Annotated in this window: 17 protein-coding genes and 1 pseudogene; 12 read left to right on the plus strand and 6 right to left on the minus strand. The window is 39.4% G+C overall.

What is annotated here, in order from left to right; all coding sequences use genetic code 11:
• The 3 genes from ADS77_RS12055 to ADS77_RS12065 form a co-directional block, all read right to left on the minus strand.
• Window positions 1-1,827 carry an ATP-dependent DNA helicase gene (locus ADS77_RS12055; RefSeq protein ID WP_231658972.1) on the minus strand — a complete coding sequence of 609 codons (1,827 nt, stop codon included), beginning with the start codon at window positions 1,825-1,827 and terminating at the stop codon, window positions 1-3.
• A gap of 191 nt (window positions 1,828-2,018) precedes the next feature.
• Entirely contained in the window at window positions 2,019-2,672 is a 654-nt protein-coding gene (locus ADS77_RS12060; protein ID WP_054203747.1) for a DUF1826 domain-containing protein, read from the minus strand.
• A 368-nt stretch (window positions 2,673-3,040) separates the two neighbouring features.
• Window positions 3,041-3,271, minus strand: a complete 231-nt coding sequence (locus ADS77_RS12065) for a hypothetical protein (protein ID WP_054203748.1) — start codon at window positions 3,269-3,271, stop codon at window positions 3,041-3,043.
• A gap of 350 nt (window positions 3,272-3,621) precedes the next feature.
• Between ADS77_RS12065 and hisG the strand changes: the two genes are divergently transcribed.
• The 8 genes and pseudogenes from hisG to hisIE all read left to right on the plus strand — a co-directional run bounded on the left by hisG (window position 3,622) and on the right by hisIE (window position 10,527).
• Complete coding sequence (hisG, locus tag ADS77_RS12070; RefSeq protein WP_054203749.1) at window positions 3,622-4,521, plus strand: ATP phosphoribosyltransferase; 900 nt, start codon at window positions 3,622-3,624, stop codon at window positions 4,519-4,521.
• 4 nt (window positions 4,522-4,525) lie between these two features.
• Complete coding sequence (gene hisD / locus ADS77_RS12075) at window positions 4,526-5,830, plus strand: histidinol dehydrogenase (RefSeq protein WP_054203750.1); 1,305 nt, start codon at window positions 4,526-4,528, stop codon at window positions 5,828-5,830.
• A complete protein-coding gene (hisC, locus tag ADS77_RS12080; protein ID WP_054203751.1) occupies window positions 5,830-6,915 on the plus strand; it encodes a histidinol-phosphate transaminase in 1,086 nt (361 codons plus the stop codon). Before hisD ends, hisC begins: the two co-directional genes overlap by 1 nt.
• Window positions 6,912-7,813: pseudogene (hisB, locus tag ADS77_RS12085) on the plus strand (histidinol-phosphatase). Before hisC ends, hisB begins: the two are co-directional and overlap by 4 nt.
• The gene (gene hisH / locus ADS77_RS12090) at window positions 7,810-8,400 is read left to right on the plus strand and encodes an imidazole glycerol phosphate synthase subunit HisH (RefSeq protein ID WP_054454634.1); all 591 of its coding nucleotides are present in this window, start codon (window positions 7,810-7,812) and stop codon (window positions 8,398-8,400) included. Before hisB ends, hisH begins: the two are co-directional and overlap by 4 nt.
• A gap of 26 nt (window positions 8,401-8,426) precedes the next feature.
• A complete protein-coding gene (locus ADS77_RS12095) occupies window positions 8,427-9,161 on the plus strand; it encodes a 1-(5-phosphoribosyl)-5-[(5-phosphoribosylamino)methylideneamino] imidazole-4-carboxamide isomerase (protein ID WP_054203754.1) in 735 nt (244 codons plus the stop codon).
• A complete protein-coding gene (hisF, locus tag ADS77_RS12100) occupies window positions 9,143-9,922 on the plus strand; it encodes an imidazole glycerol phosphate synthase subunit HisF (protein ID WP_054203755.1) in 780 nt (259 codons plus the stop codon). Before ADS77_RS12095 ends, hisF begins: the two co-directional genes overlap by 19 nt.
• A complete protein-coding gene (hisIE, locus tag ADS77_RS12105; protein WP_054203756.1) occupies window positions 9,913-10,527 on the plus strand; it encodes a bifunctional phosphoribosyl-AMP cyclohydrolase/phosphoribosyl-ATP diphosphatase HisIE in 615 nt (204 codons plus the stop codon). Before hisF ends, hisIE begins: the two co-directional genes overlap by 10 nt.
• 326 nt (window positions 10,528-10,853) lie before the next feature.
• Here the strand turns inward: hisIE and ADS77_RS12110 are convergent, their stop codons facing one another.
• From ADS77_RS12110 to ADS77_RS12120, 3 genes are read right to left on the minus strand one after another with little or no spacing between them, the layout of a single operon-like run.
• Window positions 10,854-12,104: a hypothetical protein gene (locus ADS77_RS12110; protein ID WP_152960615.1), complete on the minus strand. Its 1,251-nt coding sequence runs from the start codon at window positions 12,102-12,104 to the stop codon at window positions 10,854-10,856.
• Between the two features lie 57 nt (window positions 12,105-12,161).
• A complete protein-coding gene (locus tag ADS77_RS12115) occupies window positions 12,162-12,641 on the minus strand; it encodes a hypothetical protein (protein ID WP_054454636.1) in 480 nt (159 codons plus the stop codon).
• Window positions 12,625-13,701, minus strand: coding sequence for a hypothetical protein (locus ADS77_RS12120; protein WP_152960616.1), 1,077 nt, complete (start codon window positions 13,699-13,701; stop codon window positions 12,625-12,627). Before ADS77_RS12120 ends, ADS77_RS12115 begins: the two co-directional genes overlap by 17 nt.
• 397 nt (window positions 13,702-14,098) lie before the next feature.
• Here ADS77_RS12120 and ADS77_RS12125 point away from each other — a divergent pair, with 397 nt between their 5' ends.
• The 4 genes from ADS77_RS12125 to ADS77_RS12140 all read left to right on the plus strand — a co-directional run bounded on the left by ADS77_RS12125 (window position 14,099) and on the right by ADS77_RS12140 (window position 16,602).
• Window positions 14,099-14,845 carry a hypothetical protein gene (locus ADS77_RS12125; protein WP_152960617.1) on the plus strand — a complete coding sequence of 249 codons (747 nt, stop codon included), beginning with the start codon at window positions 14,099-14,101 and terminating at the stop codon, window positions 14,843-14,845.
• Window positions 14,846-15,068: 223 nt separating this feature from the next.
• On the plus strand, window positions 15,069-15,581 hold the full coding sequence (locus ADS77_RS12130; RefSeq protein ID WP_054454638.1) for a hypothetical protein: 513 nt from the start codon (window positions 15,069-15,071) through the stop codon (window positions 15,579-15,581).
• A 170-nt stretch (window positions 15,582-15,751) separates the two neighbouring features.
• Window positions 15,752-15,934, plus strand: coding sequence for a DUF1289 domain-containing protein (locus ADS77_RS12135; RefSeq protein ID WP_054203761.1), 183 nt, complete (start codon window positions 15,752-15,754; stop codon window positions 15,932-15,934).
• A 305-nt stretch (window positions 15,935-16,239) separates the two neighbouring features.
• Window positions 16,240-16,602, plus strand: a complete 363-nt coding sequence (locus tag ADS77_RS12140) for a hypothetical protein (protein ID WP_054454639.1) — start codon at window positions 16,240-16,242, stop codon at window positions 16,600-16,602.
• The last annotated feature ends 72 nt before the right edge of the window (window positions 16,603-16,674 follow it).

Below are 16,674 nucleotides of genomic sequence, written 5' to 3' on the forward strand. Positions count from 1 at the left end.
CTAATTAATTTGTTCTAAAAATTCGCTTGCAGCTTCAAGGCTTCGAGTACGGCGCATTGGGGGTAAGCTTTTCAAAAAAACTTGTCCATACTGGCGCGTCACTAAACGGTTATCACAAATGACAAGTACGCCTTTATCTTTATTATCTCTAATGAGCCGCCCAACCCCTTGCTTAAGCGCAATAACAGCCTGAGGTAATTGAATATAGGCGAACGGATCATGGCCTTGTAATTGCGCGTCTTGCATCTTTGCTTGTAACAATGGATCATCTGGCGCTGCAAACGGTAATTTATCAATAATAACACAACTTAATGTGCTGCCTCTAACATCAACCCCTTCCCAAAAAGAAGCAGTGCCTAAAAGGACTGCATTGCCGTGGCGGGTGAACTTTTCGAGTATGATCCGTTTTGACATTTGTCCTTGCATATATATGGGATAATCAATCTGCGTACTCAAACCTTCCGCGACTAAATGCATCATGCGGTAACTTGTGAATAATACAAAACACCGCCCTTTTGCAGCTTTAATTAAATCAAGGGTGAGCTTTACAATTGCATGCGGCATGTTTACAGCATGCGTTTCAGGTAAATAGCGCGGTAAACACAATAAAGCCTGCTTATAATAATCAAACGGGCTATCAACCATCATACTCTGTGCCGGTTTTAACCCAAGACTGGCGTTAAAGTGTGTAAGCTCATTATCAACCGATAATGTTGCCGAGGTAAATACAAAGCCCGCGCCAGTGTCGGCCATCATTTTAGCAAATTTAACGGATACATTAAGGGGGGTTATATGTACCGTTAAATATCGACGCGTTGTTTCATACCAATAACTATTACCCGTTTGGCTAATATCAAATACCCGTTCTAATTGACCTTTAAAGGCTAAGGTGCGTTCAAATGGATGCTCTATTTTGTCGCTACGATCTAAACAATGTTTGAGTACTTGATATAAAAAATCGAGATCACTAATTACTCTGTGTAATGCTGCGCATATGTCCTTATTTGCCAGCATTTGTCGCCAATCGCCTCGGCTACCGTCTAAACCAAATTGTAAACGTAGATCAGCCACGCTGGTTTCAAGTTTATTAAGTGTTTTACCTAACTGCAGCATATCTGGAATGTCGGAACGGTAAATTGCACGTAAATCATTAATTAAGTCCACCAGCTTTTTGGTGCTAATACTTTCACCAAAGTAGTCACTGGCAATTTCACTTAATTGGTGTGCTTCATCAAATATATACGCGTCAGCTGTAGGGATAAGTTCAGCAAAGCCGGTATCTTTAACTGCCATGTCTGCAAAAAACAAATGATGATTAACCACCACAATATCTGCATCCATTGCGGTTAAACGGGCTTTGCGGATATAGCAATCTTGAAAATCAGGACATTCTTTACCTAAACAGTTATCCGCAGTGGAGCTTACGTAAGGCAATACTTTGGCATCTTCTTCAATGCCAATACAGTCAGCTAAGTCACCGGTACGTGTTTCACTGGCAAATTTAGCTACCATAGCTAGCTGATGCATTACATCAGAATCATCCGTAGGCACATGTGCAACATGTTGATTTAGGCGATAAGTACACAAGTAATTACTGCGCCCTTTTAACAGAGCTGTTTTTTTACTTGCACTTAATGCTTTAACCAATTGTGGCAAATCACGATGATATAGCTGCTCTTGCAGAGCTTTAGTCCCGGTAGATATAATCGTTTTTCCCTTAGATTTAAGGGCTGGGGCTAAGTAGGCATAGGTTTTACCAGTACCAGTACCGGCTTCAACCACCAGCTGCGAGCGATTTTTAAGTGCATCACTCACCGCTACAGCCATATCTATTTGTGGTTGACGTGGCGTATATCCATCAAGTGATAACGCTAACGGCCCGGTTGCACTAAAAAGCTCTTTGATAATCTCGTTCGCTTAACTAAATCTAATAGCAGGATTTTACGTAAGCCATAGAGTCAGAGCAAGAAAAGAAACCAATGGTTTTGAAATAACCCGTTTTTAACTTTAATTAAAAACTAACAAATATAATCAATATAAATACATATCCGAGGGTCTTGGTTAATAAATGCTGGTGATGACGTGATCAACGCATTATGTTCTTGAGCCAACCAGTTTGTCCCTTTGTAAATTGCAATGTCGCCGTCACAAAAGTGATTAATAACATGATCCTCAGGAGGTTTAATTTGGTGCGTTAGTTGCCCGTCGACTAAAGGTAAAAACGTTGCATTACTGTGTTCAATCCATTGTTCACCGGTACCGCCTACGGATGAGGCCATACGGGTAATCATTGTGTTTTTATGAAAAGCAGGGCTAATCGCATGGTCACAACTAATAACACGGATACCAATCTCTTTTGGTTCAAATAACACCTCAAACATACTTAACATTTGCTTTATATGCGCTGAGATTAAATCACCGTGTGCTGCCTTATTAAAAAGCTGCTCAACTTCAGTGTATAACTTAGGGTTTATTCCACCTTGATAGCGAATTAATTCTCCCTGACTATGTTGTGCATATTTTTTAGCCGCAGTCGAAAGTGCCCAGCTAGACTTACAGCAATAACACGCAAGTACAGTATTTAAATTATAAATTTGAGATAAAACATTTGCCTGTGTATCAATAGAATAAACAGGTGAAACTGTTTGTTCTTGTGAAAGTAACGCATGCATAGAACTAAAACCATAATGATATGTGATATTATATCAAATTAACATTTTTAGGTATTTTGGCAAGCCTTTAATACGAATATAATTATTTATTAAACAACGGAGTTTCTTATCAAGGCTGCGCCTTCCAGAAGATTAAATTTACTGCTTTGTACTTTGTATTTAGTTTGTAGTTAACTGTATTACGATGCTGATGCCTCATAGAAAATCGATAATGCAGCAAAAAAGAAGTTTACTGCTTAGTCCTCGATTTTTACTTATCCACGAATTCACAAACCTCTCATTGCAATTCCCCCTTCATATTGAATAAAATTAAACCAAGTAAAGTGCAACAGTTTTCACAGCACAGTAAAAATTACAGTGCTTAAAGGTTATGCCCATGTATCTAAGTGAGCTTCATCGTCTTCTGTTTTTTTCTGATTTTGAGTCGTTTCGAGCTGTTTTTTATTAATCTTATCTTTTCGTTCTATGTCACGTTTTTTACGTTTTTCACGTTCAACTACCATCACGTTCGACTCTTTTAGACCCGCAATATGAAACGCGCCTTTTGATTGAAGTTGCAATTTAGTTATTTGCCCTAAATAAGGGATCATGATGTCCATACGTTCCTCCTTTTGTTACTCTTATTATCGACAGTTATAGCTTATTCTTTAATTTGTAGAAAAAAAACTTGCCTCACTATATAAAAATATGTTTTTCTATATGTGAAATTTATTTAACAGATTCAATTTCTTTGTTTACATATATTAAACGAAGATTTATAGGAAATATTATAATGCGCTTAAACCTGACAACAGTACATCATCACCACCATTCACCGGAATAACCTGTCAGGTCTTTCGCTGAGAGGTTATTCCTAAAAGGAACCTCTGGCGAGTCAAAATACAATGATTCATTTTCGCCCTGAGGTTCCCTCGGGGTTTTTAGTTTTTAAATTAAAGGAAAATGAATAATGAGTAACAGCAACCGTCTACGTATCGCCATCCAAAAAGGTGGCCGCCTTTCTAAAGATTGCCAAGATTTACTAAAACAATTAGGTGTTAAGCTTAATTTACGTGAGCAACGTTTAATTGCTCACTCAACTAATATGCCGATTGACGTACTGCGTGTGCGCGATGACGATATTCCAGGTTTAGTCATGGACGGCGTATGTGATTTAGGTATTGTTGGCGAAAACGTACTTGTTGAAGTGCAAGCAGAACGTGAACGCCAAGGCGTACCAAGCGAAGTAACTAAACTTTCAAAACTTGATTTTGGTTATTGCCGCCTTGCACTTGCATGGCCTTCAGAGCTTGGAAAACAAGAAAAAAGCTGGTTTGAAGGCAAGCGTATTGCAACAACCTACCCTGAAATTTTAACTCAATACCTAAAGCGTGAAGGGATCAATGCCAGCACAGTAATGCTTACAGGCTCAGTAGAAGTGGCGCCTCGTGCAGGACTTGCTGATGCAATTTGCGATTTAGTCTCTACTGGTGCAACACTTGAAGCTAACGGTCTAATGCAAGGCGATACTATTTTAGAATCAAACGCCTGCCTTATCCAAAATAAAGACTTACAAGATGCTGACAAACTAGCGCTTATTAATAAGCTTATGCCTCGCTTACGTGGTGTGAGACAAGCTAAAGAAAGTAAATACATCATGTTACACGCGCCAAAAAATAAGCTGGATGAAATCTGCGATATTTTACCAGGCTCAGGTCAACCAACCGTATTAGCACTAGCAGGCTCAGATGAATACGTTGCCCTGCACATGGTAAGCAGCGAAACATTATTTTGGGAAACCATGGAGCAATTAAAAGCGTTAGGCGCGAACTCCATCCTCGTTATGCCAATTGAAAAAATGATGGAGTAAGTCAATGTTGCGCTGGAATGAGGTATCCACTGACGCACAAGCTGCGGCGCTAATGCGCCCAGCGGTTAGTGCAAGTGCGGAAGTAGAAGCAATTTGCCAAGCAATTATGGCAAACGTAAAAGAGCAAGGCGATACAGCCTTACTAAACATGGCTAAGCAATATGATAACCGTGAAACACCTCGTTTATTAGTACCTCTTAGTGAGATTAATGATGCTGAGCAACAACTTAGCAGTGAGCTTAAATACGCAATTGATACTGCCTACGCTAATGTAAAACGTTTTCACCAAGCACAGTTACCTAAAGATATTAAATTGTCGACTCAGCCTGGCGTGCTATGCGAACTAAAATATCAAGCCATTGAAGCCGTAGGCATTTATGTACCCGGCGGCAGTGCGCCATTACCTTCATCGGTGATCATGCAAGGTGTGCTTGCGCAGCTTAGTGGCGCAAAAACAGTGGTTTTAACAACGCCAGTACAAGGCGACTTACCAATAAATCCAGCAATTTTATATGCGGCTAAACTATGCGGTATCAAAACAATCGTAGAAAGTGGCGGCGCCGGTGCAATCGCCGCCATGGCTTATGGTACAGACTCAGTGCCCAAAGTGAATAAGATCTTTGGCCCTGGTAACAGCTTTGTCACTATGGCTAAACAGCTTGTCGCACAAACAATTCCTGGCATGGCGATTGATATGCCTGCAGGCCCGTCAGAGGTATTAGTCATTGCAGACGAACGTGCCAACCCTGAATTTATTGCCGCTGATTTACTCTCACAAGCAGAGCATGGAACAGATTCACAAGTAATTTTACTCTCTAATTGCGCGCTAATTATTGCACAGACAGAGCAAGCTATTGAACGCCAACTTACAGCATTATCACGCCGTGATATAGCCGCTCAAGCATTAGCAAATTCATCGTTTATTTTGGTTGATTCTATCGAACAAGCATTTGATGTATCAGCGCAATACGGCCCTGAGCACTTAATTTTGCAACTTGCCGATGCCAATCCATATTTAGCTAAAGTTAAAAATGCCGGCTCAGTGTTTGTCGGTGATTACACCCCAGAGTCTGCGGGTGATTATGCGTCGGGTACTAATCACGTATTACCGACTTACGGTTATAGTGCAACGTATTCGAGCTTAAATCTGCTTGATTTTTTTCGTACTTATACGGTGCAAACAATCACCGAAAATGGTTTGAAAAACTTATCAAAAGCAATATTACCGCTTGCAGATGCAGAAGGACTTGATGCCCACGCAAGTGCTGTAAAGGTGCGTTTAGAGGCTATGAATAGAGGCAATGAATAATGAGTAGTAACCCTTTATTACCCGCAAATATCGATGCATTAGCAGCGTATAGCTCGGCAAAAAGCGAAAAACTAACCGGCACAACGTGGTTAAATGCTAACGAAAGCCCATATGTTAAAAATATTGATATTACTATTAGTGACTTAAATCGCTATCCAGATCCACAACCAACAAGCGTTATCAATCGCTATGGCGAGTATGCAAAGCTCAACGCCGATCAAGTATTAATGACCCGTGGAGCAGATGAAGGCATTGAGTTGCTGGTTCGCACTTATTGCCAACCAGCGACAGATTCAGTTGCTTTATTTTTACCAACTTATGGTATGTATAAAGTAACCGCCGATACCCATAATGTCGCGATTAATGGATTAAGCCAAGCACTGCTATTAGAAGGCTCAGTTGATGAAATAATCACAGCTGTTGGTAACAGTAAACTAGTGTTTATTTGTAACCCCAATAACCCAACAGGCAGCATAACGCCGCTTGATAAAATCAAAGCTATTGCCACAGCACTTGCAAATAAAGCATTGGTTATTATTGATGAAGCCTATATTGAGTTTTGCCCAGAGCAAACCGCAAGCAGCCTTATTAATGAATTTGCCAACGTGGTTGTATTGCGTACACTTTCTAAAGCCTTTGCGTTAGCTGGCCTGCGAACAGGCTTTACCCTTGCACAAGAGTCAGTACTAGCACCTATTCGCAAAGTCATTGCGCCGTATCCGGTATCAACGGTCGTCGCAAGCATTGCTGCGAGTGCTCTAAGCCCAGATGCAATTACTTCAATGCGTCGCCAAGTAAGTATTCTAAATGCGCTCAAAATAAAACTAAAGCAGTGGTTAGAAGCATCCCCTGCTGTATTAAAAGTATTAAGCGGCGAAGGTAACTTTGTAACGCTAAAACTAGCTAACAAAAACAGCTTTAATATTGCCCTTGAGCAAGGCCTAGTGATGCGTTCATTTACTTTGTACGGCGAAAACGACTGGCTGCGCATTTCAATCGGTAGTGAACAAGAATTAGAACAAGTAAAAAGTTGGTTAGATGGGCTTAGCCAATCAGCCACGCTAAAAGAGCAGGAAGTATCATGAGCAACCCTTATTTATTTATCGACCGTGACGGCACTATCATTGCCGAGCCAATTACCGACAAGCAAGTAGACAGCCTAGAAAAATTAGAGTTTTTACCCAATGTGATCCCTGCCCTATTGCAGTTGCAAGGTGCGGGTTACCGTTTAGTAATGGTGTCGAACCAAGATGGTTTAGGCACTGACAGCTTTCCAACAGCTGACTTTGATATTGCCCAAGATAAAATGATCGATATTTTGTCTAGCCAAGGCATTAAATTTGACGAGGTATTAATTTGCCCTCACTTTGATGAGCAAAACTGTGATTGCCGTAAACCTAAAACAGGCTTGTTAACACAGCTTATGCGTTCAGGCAACGTTGATTTAGGCCGTTCATTTGTGATTGGTGACCGTCAAACTGATATTGGCCTTGCGCAAAACTTATGTTGCGAAGGTATTTTGTACGACGGTGATTGGAACGCGATTGTTACCAAGCTGACGACAGCAGATCGTAAAGGCCGTATTACTCGTAACACCAAAGAGACGCAAATTGATGTAAAAATCAATTTAGATCAAAACAAAAATGGTGAGATCAGCACCGGCCTTGGCTTTTTTGATCACATGCTTGACCAAATTCGCACGCACGCCAATATTGGCCTTGATATGATTTATCAGGGCGTGCGTCTTTTGTTTTAAACGCGAACTTTAGCCGTGAAAAAGCCGGTGATTTAGACGTACAAATGGTTGAGCACTTTTTCAAAAGCTTAAGTGACAATGCTGCAATTAGCTTAATATTGTCAGTAAGCGACGGTAACTGTCATCACCAAGTGGAAGGTTTATTTAAAGCATTCTCTCGTGCCTTGCGCATGGCTGTTGCGGCCGACGCCAGTCAACAAACTGCCAGCTCTAAAGGATGCTTATGATTGCCATAATTAATACCGGTTGTGCCAATATAAACTCGGTACGCTTTGCGTTTGAACGCCTTGGCCAAACACCCGAGGTGATCACATCCCCTGAGCAGCTTAAAAACTTTGAACGCGCTATTTTACCCGGTGTTGGTCATGCGTCAGTTGCTATGAAACGCCTTATTGAAGGTGGTTGGCAAGAAGCTATTAACGACTACCAACGTCCATTGATGGGGATTTGTTTAGGCATGCAATTACTCTGTGAGAGCACTGAAGAAGGTAATGTTCAATGCTTAGGTAAAATCCCTGGGCAAGTAAAAGCCCTTGATGTAGGCAGCTTAACCTCACCACACATGGGTTGGAATCATCTTATGGTTCACCGCGGGCATGCCTTAACCAAAGGCCTTGATATAAACGACCAAGTGTATTTTGTGCACAGTTTTGCACATACAGTGAATGATGCCACGCTAGTAAGCGGCGAATACGGGCAAACTTTTTCAGCCATTGTTGCCAACGATAACTATGCGGGTATGCAATTTCACCCAGAGCGCAGCGCAAAAGTCGGCACCCGTTTATTACAAAACTTTTTAGACTGGCAAGTTTAGTCAACAAATTATAAAGAGAATTTAACGTGATTATTCCAGCATTAGATGTATTACAAAATCAAATCGTGCGCTTATATCAAGGTAAATACGATACCGCACAGTTTTACCCGTTTGAGCTTGGCGCTCGCTTACAAGAATACGCACAAAGCGGCGCAGGTAAATTACACCTTGTTGATTTAGAAGGCGCACGGGATCCAGACAAAAAACAATGGCAACACATTCAAGCAGCCACTAAAGCACTAAATGTGCCGTATCAAGTTGGCGGCGGCATTCGTACTGAACAAGACGTAAGCGACTGGCTTAAAGCCGGTGCCAACCAAGTTGTAATTGGCTCTATGGCAGTTGAAAAGCGCGATGAAGTAAAAGGCTGGATTGAAAAATTTGGCGCACAGCATTTTGTTATCGCCCTTGATGTAAATAAAACAGACAGCGGCTGGGCCCCTGCCACTCACGGTTGGTTAAGTGAATCTGAATTTGGCTTATTTGAGCTAGTGGACTTTTATGTTGCACTTGGCGTTATTGATTTTTTGTGTACGGACATCAGCAAGGACGGCACTATGACCGGCCCTTCATTTGCTTTGTACCAAGATTTAGCAAAGCACAACAGCGACATTAAAGTACAAGCCTCTGGCGGCGTAAGTTCACTCGATGACATTAAAAAGCTTAAAGAGCTAGGCGTAGGCGGTGTTATTTTAGGTAAGTCATTGCTCGATGGCGCATTTAATGTTGAGGAGGCGTTGGCATGTTATCAAAACGCATAATCCCGTGTTTAGACGTTAAAGACGGCCAAGTCGTTAAAGGCGTTAAATTTAAAGGTCACGAAGTCGTTGGTGATATATTAACAATGGCTAAAGCGTATAGCGAAGCCGGTGCTGACGAACTCGTATTTTATGAAATTAGCGCAAGTGTTGAAAAACGCCTACTCGATGTAAATTGGGTCGAAAGCATTGCCCGTCATATCGACATTCCATTTTGTGTAGCCGGTGGTATTAAATCGGTCGCCGATGCTGCACGCGTGCTAGAGCGCGGCGCAGATAAAATCAGTATCAACAGCCCTGCTATAGCACGCCCTGAACTTATCAAAGAGTTACATGATGAGTTTGGTAAGCAATGTGTGGTCGTCGGTATTGATAGCTTTTATGATGACGTAACTGGCGAGTATTTAGTGTATCAGCTAACTGGCGATCCCAATGCATCAAGCCGTACACGCTACAAAACGCAGGAATGGGTTAAACGCGTGCAGGACTTAGGCGCAGGCGAAATTGTACTCAACTGCATGAACCAAGATGGCGTGCGTAACGGCTACGATAACGAGCAACTATCTAAAATGCGCGCTTTGTGTGATATTCCACTGATTGCCTCTGGCGGCGCGGGCAGCATGCAAGATTTTGTTGATGTATTTAAACAAAGCCAAGTAGATGGCGCACTCGCTGCGAGTGTTTTTCACAAAAACGTGATCAACATTGGCGAATTAAAACAGTATTTAACAGATAACCAAGTGGCGGCGCGTTTATGCAACTAACTAAAGAAAACCTCACTCAAGTCGACTTCGCGAAAAGCGAGCTGATCCCAGCCATAATTCAAGATGCTCGTACTGGGGTTATTTTAATGCAAGGGTTTATGAATCAAGAGTCCCTTGAGGTCACCTTTGAAAAGCAAAAAGTGACCTTTTATTCACGTTCAAAAAACCGTTTATGGACGAAGGGTGAAACCTCTGAGAATTACTTAGAAGTAGTGTCGGTCCATACAGATTGCGATTACGATTCAATATTAGTGCTCGCCAACCCACTTGGCCCAACCTGTCATTTAGGCACGCAAAGTTGTTTTGGTGATGCCGCTAAACCAAGCTTGAGCTTTTTAGCACAACTTGAACAAGTGATTGTAGAGCGTAAAAACGACGACCCTGAAAAAAGCTACACAGCGTCACTTTTTGCTAAAGACTTAAGCCGTAGCTGCCAAAAAGTCGGTGAAGAAGGTGTAGAAGTTGCTCTAGCCGCAATGAAACACGACAACGACGAGCTAACGAATGAATCAGCCGATTTGTTGTATCACTTAATCGTGTTACTACAGCGTCAAGGCCTTGAGCTGAAAGACGTGGTAGAATGCCTACAAGGCCGTCATAAATAAGTTTATCTATAGTTGTTTATTAAGCTATGAGTTTTTAACAAAGGATAAAAACACACAGATATTAGCATTCTTTACTCAATCCAAATACATTGACTTGCTAAATGCTTAAGTCGCATTAACTGAGTTCATATTTTGACTCAATTATTTATTGTTCTCTTAACTAGTTTGACGTAAAATTTGATTTGATCAACCTCTTGGCTCCGCTTTATATATCAATAAAATGAAGCCGGAGGTTGTGAAATTAAAAAATCACTTTTCATGCTTTAGCTACAAATAAATAATAATTTCTGTAGGTTTTAGATAATTAAGTTTAAAGCGTAATTTATCTAAGGTATTAAAATTAAAGCCTTTGGATCTAAGGTAATATGATCATGGTTATTATGAACATTATTAAACTTCATTTTATTACTTGGTTCCCAGCTCCCTAAGCCAGTTTCGAGTACCTTTGTAGCAATCGTTAAATTACCATTTATCATAAGGCTATATAACCAACCGGCTGACAGTTCGCCATATTTAGAACCATAACCAGAATATAAACGTTGCACCTCTGACACTGTTGATAGTGCATCTAAGCCAGCCCTTTGATTACTTACCCATATTTTAACTATATCTAAGTGCTTTTGTTCATCCGACACCATTGTGTTTCCAACAAAATAATTACTCACAGCCCTTTGCAAACGATTGTAGTTTTCCTGACCACTTTTATTATCCAACTCCGTAAATTGAAAGGTGTCTATATCTGTACCATATTTATGACTTTTATGGCCGATGTTACGCCCATGCTCACCTGATATATCGTTTACTCGTGTAATAAGACTGAAGTTATTTTCCAGCCAAGCATAAGCTCCTTTTGATGACCAATCGTCTCCGCCTTTGTCACGAGTCCAACCAAAACGTTTAACTTTTTCAGGCATCGCCCAAAGTGCTGTATGTGCTCCTGACAATAACTGAGAATTTACTTCTTGATTATCATGAAAGCCATTGACTATAAATTGATATTTAAAATTTCGAAATCGTGCTTCTGTTAAGTTACTTTTATTCCCTTCTAGTTTGAATGTTACTGGTACTCTGTATACATCACCACCTAAATTTATAACTTCTTTAGACATAAAATCATAAGAATTAACTAGAATTGGAGTGCTAATAGATTCTGGTGGCATTAGATAAACGTCAATGGAAGACAGAACAGTATTTTCTGCTTTAGAGATCGTTAAATCATAACTCCTGTTAAATACATTCGGGTTTCCTAACTTAGGAATTGACACTATTTCACTTGGGTACTTTATCTTACCACTTGATGAAATGCTTTTGACTTTTACTAACTTAATTTTCGGGTAATTAATAGAAGCAAGGACCATACTCCACCTACAATTTGAGCCATAACTTCCACTCCTTCCTATATCCACTTTTATTTTGAACGTTCTATTTTTAGGATTAATGTGTGAAACATTAAAAACCTCAGAAATAATAGCCCTAGAAGCACCATCAGGATTAGGTTTTAAAATAGGGCCAAGATAAAGTTGTGAGTATATTCCTCTTTTCTGCGCATAATAAAATGATCCATTATTGTTTTGCAAAGATAGTTCCCATGAATCATTCCATTGCCCTAAACAAACATCATGTCCAAAATATTGTCACATATTTGTCGAGACGCTGTAAGTTAGATTAAATGACTCAACGCCATCCGGAAGGGTAAACTCATATTCTTTATCCCAAAGCTGATATCGAGTAGAAACACCAATCATTTTTGCATTTTTATTATTGCTAGTATCAGTAGCCAGTATGTTTTGACCTTCAATATTTTTCAAAAATAAATCTTGAGCTAATTGATAATCATCAAGAGTAGTTGCATCTGAAAAAGATTGGTTATTTATTTCTGAACTATTTATTTTCTTAGTCAACGGTATTAAGACGTCAAAATAATCGGATAATGTTGCATTTTTCGCATATGAAAAATATCGTAAGCTCACCATTGTATTTTCATTTAATTCAAATTGAGCGAACGTTCGATAATAATCCCCTGTAGGGTGTTCTATTTTACCATTCACTTGCCACAACCCTAGTTCCAATTCTGGAATAACAATATTACCTTGCGAATCAGGGCTTAATGACAACTTTGTTTTCGTTTGTGACTGCTAGTGTGATATCTTCAATATTGATAAGTTGACTTAGATTCACTGGGATAGTTATCTTCAACGTTAATTGTGCTGATTGGTAAAAGAAAGAGACACATCGTGACGGAAACTGGTGATAATCATTTGATGTTGTGAAGCATATTTCCAACGGCCCCTGATCAAGCTCTTTGAGTTTGGTGTAAAATTCATTTGTTTTATTAATACGAATCACATTATCTTTCAAACTAAAATACTCAGTAACATCGTGCGTGCCAAGTAAATAATTCGCAGGTTTGCTCAATATTACACTTTCAAGGTACTGAGACCTGAGTTGGTGACCTAAAGAGTCCTCAAAATATAGTTCCAATGGCTGGCTATCGTTTAAATGCTGAGGAAACCCTATTAGTTGTGAATCTTCATAATGCAGGTTCGATTCATTTAACTCAAATATATAGTCATAGTGTTGACCTTGCTCCATAGCCGTTTTGAATGCATAGCCCTTATAAGCAATGATTACCTCTTTAGCGCCAGAGCTAAGTTTAAATGTTGTATTAAGCAACCCTTTTTCATTAGTTGCACCTACATAAACATTATCAATTAAGATAGGTATTTCAGCATATGGCATTGCACTATCATGATCATAAACAGTTTTAAATGATAGTTTAACATCATTATTTTTGGGTATACCATAGGTAAAGCTTTGCCAGCTTTCATAGTGTGTTGAACCTTTAGGGCAGGTAATTAAATTCAATGGACAATTATTTATATTCCACTGTGTAGCGACAAAGTAGTGCTTCTCAAACATGACTACATCGCCAAATTGATAAGCTGTTTTAATTTGCCAGTCCATTGCGGTATCTACTGGTATTTCAAACCAAGCACTGTTAGCTATATCAAACCCTTTTACCCAATGCTTTGCGATAAACAACCTATTTTCGAATTGGCAAATGTCCCCACTTTTATAGTTTTTTTCAGACAGACAATCATTCGGAAGTTGACTTGCAAAGATATTGCAGATGGATAGACATAGTAATATTAATACCATCTTGATTAAATTCATTGATTCATCCTTAAAATTTTAGCAATAATCATATACTTTATAGAGTAAGTGCCGCTCTGAGTATTGCACATTTACTATCGGTTATATTGTTCAGTATGATTCCCCTACATGTATATACAGTATAAAAATCCAGCTATCTATAAATTAATTTACCCAAAAAAGCAACGGGAAAGTTTCAAAATAAAGCTTTAGCTAAGCACATTTAAATAAGCTAGCACTAGAGAGACCTTTAAACTGCTCAGCACCTGCTCATCTTCCATTTACAAATATCAGTTAAATTCTAATTACCAGATTTAAAGGTAAAATAAGAGTGACTAAAAATAATTGACTTCGCTTTAAACCTTTCTAGCGCTTTGTGCGACTAAACTAAAAACATGACAAGAATAGAAAGGGAATAATGATGATTAATATATTTACACGACTTACTCTAATCAGTGCCGTACTCGTATCAACTCAAGCTTTTGCTTGGAATAACGATATGACATTACAGAACACAAAACAGCTGACACTTGATGCGCAGTCGCTAACGGCATTAAAGGTAGAGGCAGGATCAGGTTTTTTAAATATAGTGGGCAGTGATACAACTGCAATCACTGTAAAAGCTGAAATTTACCAATATGAAGCGCACGACAATTACTGCCTTAATTTAGCTAACAAAGGCACAACAGCACAGCTCACTGCAAATAATTGTAATAGTAATAGTAATAATGACCAGCAAACACGCATTGACTTAACAGTGGCATTACCGAAAACATTTAGCCTGGATATTACCGACGGCTCAGGCGCGATTTTAATTGAGAATACGGCTGCAACAAAAATTCATGATGGCTCTGGCGCAATAAATGTTGACACTATTAAAGGTGACTTAATCATTGAGGATGGATCAGGTGGCATTACTGTCAACAATGTCAGCGGCACGGTGGATATACATGACGGTTCAGGAAGTATTGATTTAACTAATACCCTTAGTGATGTAAAGGTTCATGATGGCTCTGGCAATATTAATATTGAAAATGTGGATGGCGATGTGTCGGTAACCGATGGATCAGGTGGAATTTATGTTGATACAGCAGCAAGCTTCACTTTAGTTGCTGACGGCTCCGGTCGTGTCAAAATAAAAAATGTACAAAAGCAAACACTTTAACGTTTATTTACGCAATGACTTTGTTTAAGTAATGATAGTGCTCAGCACTGGGGCATGTAATTTCCAGTACTGAGTACTGATATACCTAACAATTATCAATAACCCATTTGATAAAAAATCAAACCGCCCTTTTATTTTCACCTCTTTCATAGCATTTTTTCAAGCCCTTAGGTATCCTTAACATCACTTCGAAGGATTAGCTATTACAAAAGGATAGCGCATTATGAAAAAGTCTTTATCAGTATTGTTAACTGGCCTAATTTTATCTGGCTGCACAAGTTTAACCACCAAACAACAAACAACTATTGATAATCTTACTCCCTGTGAAAAAATCAACGGGTTATTGAATGCCTATGATAACCGCTTTGAAGAGTTAAAGGGCACACGTGTTAATACTAAGTACATGGAAACGTGGACTGCAAAATACGATCTGGTTGGTGAGGATTGCCAAATAACAGCCGTTGATGCACAGACGGTTACATATCGTTGCCAAGGCGATTTTAAAGAGCAAACAACCGCCGTTGCATTACACCAAAAAGCGGTCGATTTTACCCGTGAATGTTTAGTACAAAAAAACTGGCTTGAAAAGCAAAAAGAATCAGCAGACTCATTACGCACTACTTTTGTATTGGATGACAAAACTCCTGTAATTTCAATTCACACTGCAAAGACTTTATCGCGCACCACACCGTGGTCTACTTCATTAGAAGTTGGTAAACCAATATCAAGCAAATAGCGACAATTTAATATATAAACCCATACCACCTCACAATGCTGAACCCAGCGTTTCACAGGAACTTAATCTCAGGTATTACTTTGCAATAATGGTAGTCCCTTTGAAGGTGGAGTGGGTATATGCCCACTTAAACTGGCCTTTAAATATCACGCAACTTTAAAAAAGACATTATGACTTCACCAATTAAATCAAACACCCTCCCGCTAAAAACCGACTGCATTGGCAAATGCTACCGCTTAAAGGGCTACTGCACAGGCTGTGGGCGCACCAGCGAAGAGATTTTTGATTGGATTATATTATCCAATAGTGAAAAAAAAGCGATTTTAGAAACGGTTCGACACGATAATAAGTAATAGGCGCTTTTGGTAGCCAAAACGCCAATCTGAATATGTTTAAGCTTTATCTAACGCTTGACTAGTATCAGCGATAATGAAACTTAAAATGAACTTAAAATGACACCCATTTTAATTTTCATCGGAAGTAAAACTGTTTTCCTTTTATTCCTACAGAGGACTTTCACCTCATAAGTCAATGCCCATGTCGGGCCGTACATAAGTTGCTTATACGAAAAAATAACCGTTGGCCATCGCTTCGCGATTATAGCCAACCATTATTTTCCGCTTAGCAAAGCGTTTTATAAATACCTAAAGGATTGAGTGTGGACGTTACATTTTTTGCAGAAAAAGAAGGGTGCGATATAAATAGCTTTGATGAAGTACCTGAAAATTCAGTACTAGGTGGCGGTCGTTTTACCAAGGATCAAATTGGAGATTTGCTTGGCTGCTTTAAATGTTCAGCTTCTGCTTTAAGCGACAATCTTTGGATACTCCCAACGAGTTTTTCTGAAAACTTAGCAGTAATTGATGATGAGCAATTAAAAAATATTGCCATTGATTGGGCGGATGAACACTCATGGGAAAATACTAATGTTAACTCTATGGATTTAGCTGGTCACTTATTAGAACTAAAGTATGCTTATCTATCTCATTCAAATAAAAGAGTTTTTTCACTATTTGAGTAAGTATTTATAAAAAGTAGTTCAAGCGGAACTAAAAACAATTTGCTCGGTTTCGCTACACTCTATCAACCTACG

Origin of the sequence: Pseudoalteromonas porphyrae, assembly GCF_001298125.1 — a bacterium.
Taxonomy (GTDB): domain Bacteria; phylum Pseudomonadota; class Gammaproteobacteria; order Enterobacterales; family Alteromonadaceae; genus Pseudoalteromonas; species Pseudoalteromonas neustonica.

What these genes read in the sequence shown, in the direction of transcription:
- ADS77_RS12055 (WP_231658972.1), bottom strand. Translation starts at nt 1,827, where the DNA reads ATGGCTGTAGCGGTGAGTGATGCACTTAAAAATCGCTCGCAGCTGGTG.
- ADS77_RS12060 (WP_054203747.1), bottom strand. Translation starts at nt 2,672, where the DNA reads ATGCATGCGTTACTTTCACAAGAACAAACAGTTTCACCTGTTTATTCT.
- ADS77_RS12065 (WP_054203748.1), bottom strand. Translation starts at nt 3,271, where the DNA reads ATGGACATCATGATCCCTTATTTAGGGCAAATAACTAAATTGCAACTT.
- hisG (WP_054203749.1), top strand. Translation starts at nt 3,622, where the DNA reads ATGAGTAACAGCAACCGTCTACGTATCGCCATCCAAAAAGGTGGCCGC.
- hisD (WP_054203750.1), top strand. Translation starts at nt 4,526, where the DNA reads ATGTTGCGCTGGAATGAGGTATCCACTGACGCACAAGCTGCGGCGCTA.
- hisC (WP_054203751.1), top strand. Translation starts at nt 5,830, where the DNA reads ATGAGTAGTAACCCTTTATTACCCGCAAATATCGATGCATTAGCAGCG.
- hisH (WP_054454634.1), top strand. Translation starts at nt 7,810, where the DNA reads ATGATTGCCATAATTAATACCGGTTGTGCCAATATAAACTCGGTACGC.
- hisF (WP_054203755.1), top strand. Translation starts at nt 9,143, where the DNA reads ATGTTATCAAAACGCATAATCCCGTGTTTAGACGTTAAAGACGGCCAA.
- hisIE (WP_054203756.1), top strand. Translation starts at nt 9,913, where the DNA reads ATGCAACTAACTAAAGAAAACCTCACTCAAGTCGACTTCGCGAAAAGC.
- ADS77_RS12120 (WP_152960616.1), bottom strand. Translation starts at nt 13,701, where the DNA reads ATGAATTTAATCAAGATGGTATTAATATTACTATGTCTATCCATCTGC.
- ADS77_RS12125 (WP_152960617.1), top strand. Translation starts at nt 14,099, where the DNA reads ATGATGATTAATATATTTACACGACTTACTCTAATCAGTGCCGTACTC.
- ADS77_RS12130 (WP_054454638.1), top strand. Translation starts at nt 15,069, where the DNA reads ATGAAAAAGTCTTTATCAGTATTGTTAACTGGCCTAATTTTATCTGGC.
- ADS77_RS12135 (WP_054203761.1), top strand. Translation starts at nt 15,752, where the DNA reads ATGACTTCACCAATTAAATCAAACACCCTCCCGCTAAAAACCGACTGC.